The following is a 7444-nucleotide window of genomic DNA, read 5'->3' as shown; positions in this document are numbered from 1 at the left end:
AATTTAATTTGTTGTTGTCGCGTCATTCCATAAATGATAATCTGTCGAACCCCGCGATTGTTTTTCTTTTGCTCCATTGTCGAAACGTTAAAGCGCAATTGTCCAACGAAAAATTGTCCGGTGGTTGAATTGCTGCTAACGTTCCGCGGGCGTGCGAAGTGCGGGATTAAAAAACACTTCGCTGTCCGCGAGAACAAATATAATTAAATACTGAAAACATTTTTTCAAAAAGTAAACCCGCATTGCGCACGCCCGCTGTTAACTGCTGGCGTTATTATTTTCTTGTCTTTTGTTGTCGAGGAATTGTCGAGCAAGAGATGGTTCGACTTCGCTCACCACAGGCTTTTTTGTCCGGTGAGAAACTTATTTGTCTACGAAGCCGGTTGGTTTTTTTATAAACTGTCGAGATGTGCGCGACTGTCAAACGTGAAAACTGCTGTCTGCCCGATTGCAGAGAAGGTAAGAAAATGGGAAGCTCTTGCCGCACACAAAACTATAAAGGCAGCATACCTTTTGTGCGGCATGTGCTTGCCATTTTGTGTTTGCAGGAATCTTTTACTTATTATCTGTGCGAGAGTGTGTGATGCGGAGAAACTATGCCCTAAATCCCTAAAGGGACTTAAAAAAACTGTCATTTTAGTAGTTGGTTTGGTGTCTTTAGTAGTGGATTTCGCATCTTTAGTAATAGGTTTCGTGTCTTTAGTAATGGATTTCGCATTGGTAGTAGCGGATTTCGTGTCTTTAGTAATGGATTTCGCATCGGTAGTAGCAGGTTTCGCATCGGTAGTAATGGATTTCGCATTATACTATTTCATCAAAATAAAGGTAAATATGCCCTTCGGCTCGTTCGGAGTGGGAAAATCAGGAATATATGAGGGTTTTGATTTAGTGGCACACTGTTTGCTATCGTTAAACCAACTAAAACTTAAATAAGATGAAACCAGAAAAACAAAATTACAATTGCTCTCAGCAGGATTTGTACAGTGTGCTGAATACTTTGTGGGATAATTACGCTGAGGACTTGGCGGATTTTTCCGCTTACAAGGCGAGTTATACTTCTGCAAAAGGCGCGGCAGCAAAAGCAGCGATTAAGGCAGCGCAGAAATTGCCTGATGATCAGGCGCGGGGTGCGGAGGCGGAGCAGTTACGGATAGATGTGGCGGATGCGGCTGATGTGGTGATAGGAAATTTTTTGCAGACGAAGGGGTATATCAACGGTGTGATTGCGGAGAAGAAGCGGAAGGCGAATTATGAAAAGGCGGGACAAAAATATTACCGCAGGGCTACGGAGGATGATTGGGAAAGTGTGAGCGGAATGGGCGTGAGTTTGAATAAGTATATTACGGATAATCTGACGCTGCTGCAGGATGGCGGCAATAATATGCCTGCGGGATTTGAGGTGACGGTGGATGGGAATGTGGCTGCGTTTGAATTGGTGTATGGGAAATTTAAAAGCGCGAGCGAAACGGGGATTGCCACTGCCGCAAAAATAAAAGCGAATAATGCCTGCAATGTTACCGCGAGTGAAATGGACGAGGATGCGGGAGTGATATACAGAAAAAAACCTGAGTATGCGGAGCGTTATATTTTTGACCGCATACTTGCTATGGTTAATCCGAAGGTGGCGGGAATGAAGGGTACGATTTTGCATGGTAATACGAATGCGGGTGTTGCGGGAGCGGATATAAAAATGCAAGCGGAGAATAAGGAGGCGCTCCATGTTGTGAGCGATGAGGAGGGCAACTATGAACAGACAGGGATACCTTCGGATACTTACGCGTGTACGATTTCGAAAGAGCCGGAGTTTGTTCCGTTTACGGAAATTATTGTGATTAAGCCGGGGACGGTGAGCAATAGGGATTTTCCGTTGCAGCCGAAGTGAACAGCAGTAGGCAATAAGCAGTTGGCAGTTGGCAAAGAAAAGAAAAGGCGGGATGTTTTGTTCCGCCTTTTTGTTATAAATGCATTCACGAAAATTATTTTTTCTTTCTGAATCCCTTTGGCAGAAAACTATATCCGATACCAACCTCTGGAATGAAAATAATTAAACTGCCAAGAGTAGAAGCTTTATGGTTTTTTATTTCCAATATTGGTAGCGTCCATCCTGCCTGAATAAAAAGTCCGCCTGTTGGTTTTTGATAGCGGTAACCGAAAAATAAGAAAGTATCGAAAATATTTATGTTTACAGTTTCTAAAGAAGTATTGGAATTTGGATATTCATACATATTGACATACAACTCTCCTATACCTATTTGAAAATGATGTTTGGCTCTTCCCCAAAAGGCATTTAAACCAACGGGAAAGAGATACATAAAAGCTTGTTTACCTTTATGTTGATTGGCAGTAAAAAGAGAAAAACCTGCTCTTATACTTAATTTTAAGGACCGCTTAACATATATTATTTTATCATAATTAGGTGCTATAAGCGAATACCCGCCTCCCTCAACAAAGAATGTGTTTGATTTTTTCCAAAGCGTGCTATCTGACCATTCCTTTTTATTTACAACTTGTTGGGCTTGCAAGAAAAAAGACAGAACGATAAAACATAGAAATAAAAAATAATGTTTCATAATATTAAAAAGTATATCCTAAACCTGCTCCTGCAAAATAGGGAATAAACCAATCATCTTTTATAACATATAGGGGTGTCCATCCTGCTCGTATCATTAATCCACCTTCCGGTTTTTGATAGCGATAGCCAACAAATCCAGTAATTATCCATTGAACACCCCTCACTACTTTTGTCCCATCCCCATAATACCCCCAAGATATTGTACCACCCACACTTACTTCAAAATGATGTTTTTTATTTGCAGTGTTCCATCTGTTGAATGCGAGGGGAAAAGTCATACCAAGTCCTTTTTTATTTGTATCCACTTGGTTGTATAGAGCAGAAGCGCCTATTCTAATACTATAAACTGATTTATCAGTAACAAAAAGGATTTTATCATAATTAATGGAATAATAAGATACTCCTGCACCAAACCCTTCAACAAAAAGTGTATGAGTAGCAATAATACTCTGCTGGGAGTGGGTATAAAAACTGTTTAAAAGGAAGCCAGCAATAATAATGTAGCGCATTCAAGTTCTTCTTATACAAAATCATTCTATTACGGAGGACAATCGTTTGTAAGAAGAAGCGGACCTAAAGGATAATCTGTTCCATTATATGTTACTTTATGGTTAGATGAAATGGAGTTTTGTTTGAGAAATATTCTATTAGAAAGAGCAGTACCCCAATTAGTAATATCAACCTCTGCTTTATTATCATTATAATGTGAATCAGAAAGATTACAACAATTTGCCACTGCTGTTGCGTCACATTCTTGGTGCCAGTTTTTATTTTGTGATGTGGAGGAAAAAATTGATCCGCCCATAGTTACATATATATAATCTACTTTTTTATCAAACCAAAGACCACCTGTCTTTTTATAATTGTTTGTTTTCGCTTTTACATAATGGTCAACCCATAGATTTCTTATAACGAGTTTTGCCTTGGCTTTTCTATTTGTGGCATAGTTGTTCCAAACTTCTTTGTCTTTGTCACTTTTGTCGCAACATTCCGCTGAATCAGGGTCAACTACTGAGATATTTTTGCATGAAGTTTGAACGCATGGAGGATTACCAGCGTCTGTTATTGTCAAGCAAACAGTATAGGTGCCTTGTGCAGAATATAAATGAGATGGGTTCTGTTGGCTTGATGTTGTAGAACCATCTCCAAAATCCCATGAGTATGATATTGGATGATTACTGCTTGTTGAGTAGTCTGTAAAACTAACTGCTAAAAAATTCTTAGTGGAAGACCAATTTACATTACATGAAAACAGATACAAAGTTTTTGAAAATGATGTGTTATTAGATAATCCATCTGTTACTGTAAGTGTAATCACCTTATTTCCTGCACTTGCGTATGTATGCGTAGGATTAACTTGATAACTTCCAAATCCGTCCCCAAAATCCCAATAATACGATAAGAGTGCAGGACCAGAAGAGAAGTTTATGAAGGAGGCATTCAAAGCATTTGCATTTGCAGCAAAATCAGCAATGGTAAATTGTTTTAGATTGGCATTAGAAACAATCGTGTTCTCTACTCGAATATTCGCAGGTATGATTGTGGGCATTTGTGAAATAGGAATCCCGTTGGAAGGTTCAGTTACAGGGGGCGTAAAGCGTGGAACTTGCCCTGTTTGCCTTATTTGTTTTAATGTATTAAAACTTCCATCAGTAATTAATACGAGTGTTGAATCATTCAGATATTTTGCTATGGTACTTCCAACTTTTACCTCAAGCCGAGGATTGAAGAACGCTCTTCTAAACTCATCTTCAACAAAATGATGATTATCAGGGTCAGCAGGATTTTCAGGATCGCCACCGTTTTTTAAGAATGTGGTTTCTTTTTCTTCCAAGTCCTTTCTTAAAGAGCGAAACTTTAAAAGTTGTTCAAACCGATCTAAAACAGGATTGGGAATTACAAAAACAGAATTAGCAGCATTCATCACTTCATTTTTAGTACCTGCGGGTAATGAACTTTGTGAGATTGCATTATCAACTTTATCAGTAAACGGGACATTGGCTTTAAGTACATCTTTTTTATGCCCGGGAGGTAAACTGCTGTTGATAGTCGTTATTAATACTGTATCCGATAGAGGCGAAGAAGCAATAAGTTGATTTTTAATTTGCCCGGGAGGCGTGTTTGAATTTATTAAGGTAAGTAATGCTTGTGTATTTCCATTGTCTCCAGTAACCGCACGGACTTGATGCATTAAACTATCCATTACAGAAGCATAGGCAACTTCATTCACAAACTCAAGCATATCAAGTTTACTATTCAAAGTTACTCCACCATATCCGGGAGGGAAATTTCCTTGTGCATACTTTATCGTAGCAAAATCAAAAAAGGTTCCTGTGCCCAAACTGAATCCTGTTACAAAAACATTTCCGCTGGTATCAACAGCCACTGCAGTGGCTCTATCGGTGCTGTTGGCAGTTCCGTTAAATCTCTGCACCCATTCTAATTTTCCTTGTGTAGCATATTTTATGGTGGTGTAGTCCAACGAAGTTCCTGCTCCAGTACTTCCGCCTGTAACATACACATTGTTGTTTTTATCCAATGCAATGGAAAAAGCGGCATCGGGAGCATGGGCAGGACCATCAAATCGCTGAGCCCATCTTAGAATTCCGTTCGTAGTGTATTTTATAGTTGCATAATCAAAGCCGGTTCCTGCTCCAACGCTCGCACCCGTTACATACACATTTCCTGCAGGGTCAACGACAATGTCCGTGGCAAAATCAGTTGAGTTCCCGGGTCCATTATAATGCTGTATCCATTGTTCAGCGCCCGAAGAATTATATTTTACCGTGGCAAAATCATGACCTAAATTAAATAACGTAAAATTTGTTCCGGTAACATACACATTGTCATTTCCATCCACAGCAATGGCATGAGCAACATCATTGCTGTCAAGTCCATCATTATGACGAGCCACCCAAAGTTGATTTCCGGCAGGACTATATTTAATTGTTGCGAAATCAAAACGGGTGCCTATGCCTGTGCTGAATCCTGTAACAATCACATTCCCTTTTGAGTCAACAGCCAAATCATTTGCCATGTCCCTTGTTCCGGCAGGCCCGTTATAGTATTTCGCCCACTGCTGAATCCCTGCATTATTATATTTCACAGTAGCATAATCATTCAAAGAGAAATTTGTTCCGGTGCATCCCGTTACATAAACATTTCCGGAAACATCAATCCCAATGGCCGAAACACTTTCGTTTTGATTATTCCGGTCAAACCGTGCCACCCATAATTCATTTCCCAGAGAATCATATTTCACAGTAGCGTAATCTATTCCCATAGTGCTTCCACCAAAACTGTTTCCTGTTACATACGCATTTCCGTTTGCATCCACTGCTATTGCTTTTGCCTGGTCAGCGCCATTGCCGGGACCATTGTAAGTTCTCATCCATTTTAGTTCACCACGCGGAGAATATTTTATAGTAATGAAATCAGCGCCCGATGCATTAGAAGTAGTAAATCCTGTAACGTAAATATTACCTTTTACATCAATTGCGTTTGCAACATCAGACAAAGAATCTGGTCCATTAAATCGCTGCACCCATTCCTGAAATACTTGCGCCTTTAATGAAATGAATGAAAACAATATGGCGACTATTGTAAAATATTTTTTCATGGTAGTTATTGATTTGAGTTGATTATGAATTTTCCGCTTGCAGTTTTTTCTTCTCCGTTCTCATTATATATCTTTATTCTGTATAAATAAAATCCATCAGATAAATTATTATTATCGAATAAGAATGAAAGGGTTTGAACGGGCATTGATTTTACCATTCTTCCAAATACATCATATATTTCAAATATTGCTTTATGAACATCTTCATCTGTATTGATAATAAAATTCGCTGTAGTATTAAATGGATTAGGTAAAATAGTTACTTGAATTTCATTTTCAGCAATCAAATTCTCCATGCTTTCCTCATACGCGTCCTTATTTAATACCAAAGTGGAAGTTCCTCCGTCAGAAGTTTTCTCTGTGCTCTCAATGAAATCAATTTCATCAGGCACAGTATTGCTTTCAGTTGCGCTGCTTCGCTCAATTGTAAACGTTCCCGCAGATGTACTGTAAGATTTTATCTGTACAGGATTTGCCACATCTGCAGTTCGGTTGCTTTGTGCAAGAGAAAGTAGTGGGGATAAAATTAAAGGTAGAAAAAATGTTTTCATGAAATATATGATTATGAATGAGAGGGTAAAGGTATTGTTTTGTAATTAATGAACAAATTATTATAAGGAAATCTTTTTGCAGGTGTTTTTCGTGTTTCTGGAGCAAAAGTAAATGTGGTTTATATCATTGACAAAAATAAAAAAGTCATAAACCTCTTTTGCTTTTGCGTAGCTATATCAATGATTGCAGAAATTGTCCTGCGGGTGATGTCTGCTGTCTGGTTAAAAGCAGCGAAGAAGAGTTGCGAAATTGTCTGACGATGCGCTTGTGTTTTTATGCTGTCACGGTTGGAGAAGTGGTCAACCGAGAAAGTAATTGTCCCGCGCTTACCTTATTATATGTGGTTTTGTCTGCTGTCAGTAAAGGAACAACTGTCGAACCGAAGAGTTGTCTGACGATGATTTTGTTGCTTATATTTTGCGCTGAAGGACTGTGTAAATGTCCAACGGCAGTGCGGAGCAACTGGAAATTACCCCCGCGCACTTGATTGTCTAACGTTGAAAAACTTTATTAAAATCGAGTAATTGTCTGCCGTGCAGATTTGGCTGGGCGCTTGCAGTTAACGTTCCTCAGGTTTGCGATGTGCGGGATTTTGGAATACAAAATTGTCTGCCATTACAAACATAAAACGAAGATACAAATTTTCAAACTTGAATGTCAGCCCGCATAGCGCAAACCTGATGTTGGCAGTTCGTTGCTTT

Annotated in this window: 6 protein-coding genes; 2 read left to right on the top strand and 4 right to left on the bottom strand. The window is 39.1% G+C overall.

What is annotated here, in order from left to right:
- The first annotated feature begins 426 nt into the window (after positions 1-426).
- Both HY841_03005 and HY841_03000 read left to right on the top strand, forming a co-directional pair.
- The gene (locus tag HY841_03005) at positions 427-933 is read left to right on the top strand and encodes a hypothetical protein (protein ID MBI4929705.1); all 507 of its coding nucleotides are present in this window, start codon (positions 427-429) and stop codon (positions 931-933) included.
- A gap of 1 nt (position 934) precedes the next feature.
- Positions 935-1882, top strand: a complete 948-nt coding sequence (locus HY841_03000; GenBank protein ID MBI4929704.1) for a carboxypeptidase regulatory-like domain-containing protein — start codon at positions 935-937, stop codon at positions 1880-1882.
- 94 nt (positions 1883-1976) lie between these two features.
- Here the strand turns inward: HY841_03000 and HY841_02995 are convergent, their stop codons facing one another.
- The 4 genes from HY841_02995 to HY841_02980 are packed head-to-tail and all read right to left on the bottom strand — an operon-like array spanning position 1977 to position 6742.
- Positions 1977-2570 carry a hypothetical protein gene (locus HY841_02995; GenBank protein ID MBI4929703.1) on the bottom strand — a complete coding sequence of 198 codons (594 nt, stop codon included), beginning with the start codon at positions 2568-2570 and terminating at the stop codon, positions 1977-1979.
- A 4-nt stretch (positions 2571-2574) separates the two neighbouring features.
- Positions 2575-3081 carry a hypothetical protein gene (locus HY841_02990; protein MBI4929702.1) on the bottom strand — a complete coding sequence of 169 codons (507 nt, stop codon included), beginning with the start codon at positions 3079-3081 and terminating at the stop codon, positions 2575-2577.
- A gap of 29 nt (positions 3082-3110) precedes the next feature.
- Entirely contained in the window at positions 3111-6191 is a 3081-nt protein-coding gene (locus HY841_02985) for an SBBP repeat-containing protein (GenBank protein ID MBI4929701.1), read from the bottom strand.
- A gap of 5 nt (positions 6192-6196) precedes the next feature.
- A complete protein-coding gene (locus HY841_02980) occupies positions 6197-6742 on the bottom strand; it encodes a T9SS type A sorting domain-containing protein (GenBank protein ID MBI4929700.1) in 546 nt (181 codons plus the stop codon).
- Positions 6743-7444: the final 702 nt, after the last annotated feature.

It is taken from the genome of Bacteroidota bacterium, assembly GCA_016213405.1.
Taxonomy (GTDB): Bacteria; Bacteroidota; Bacteroidia; order Palsa-948; family Palsa-948; genus Palsa-948.
The sequence above is the reverse complement of the archived record's forward strand: the minus strand, read 5'-3'. Positions and strand labels throughout refer to the sequence as shown.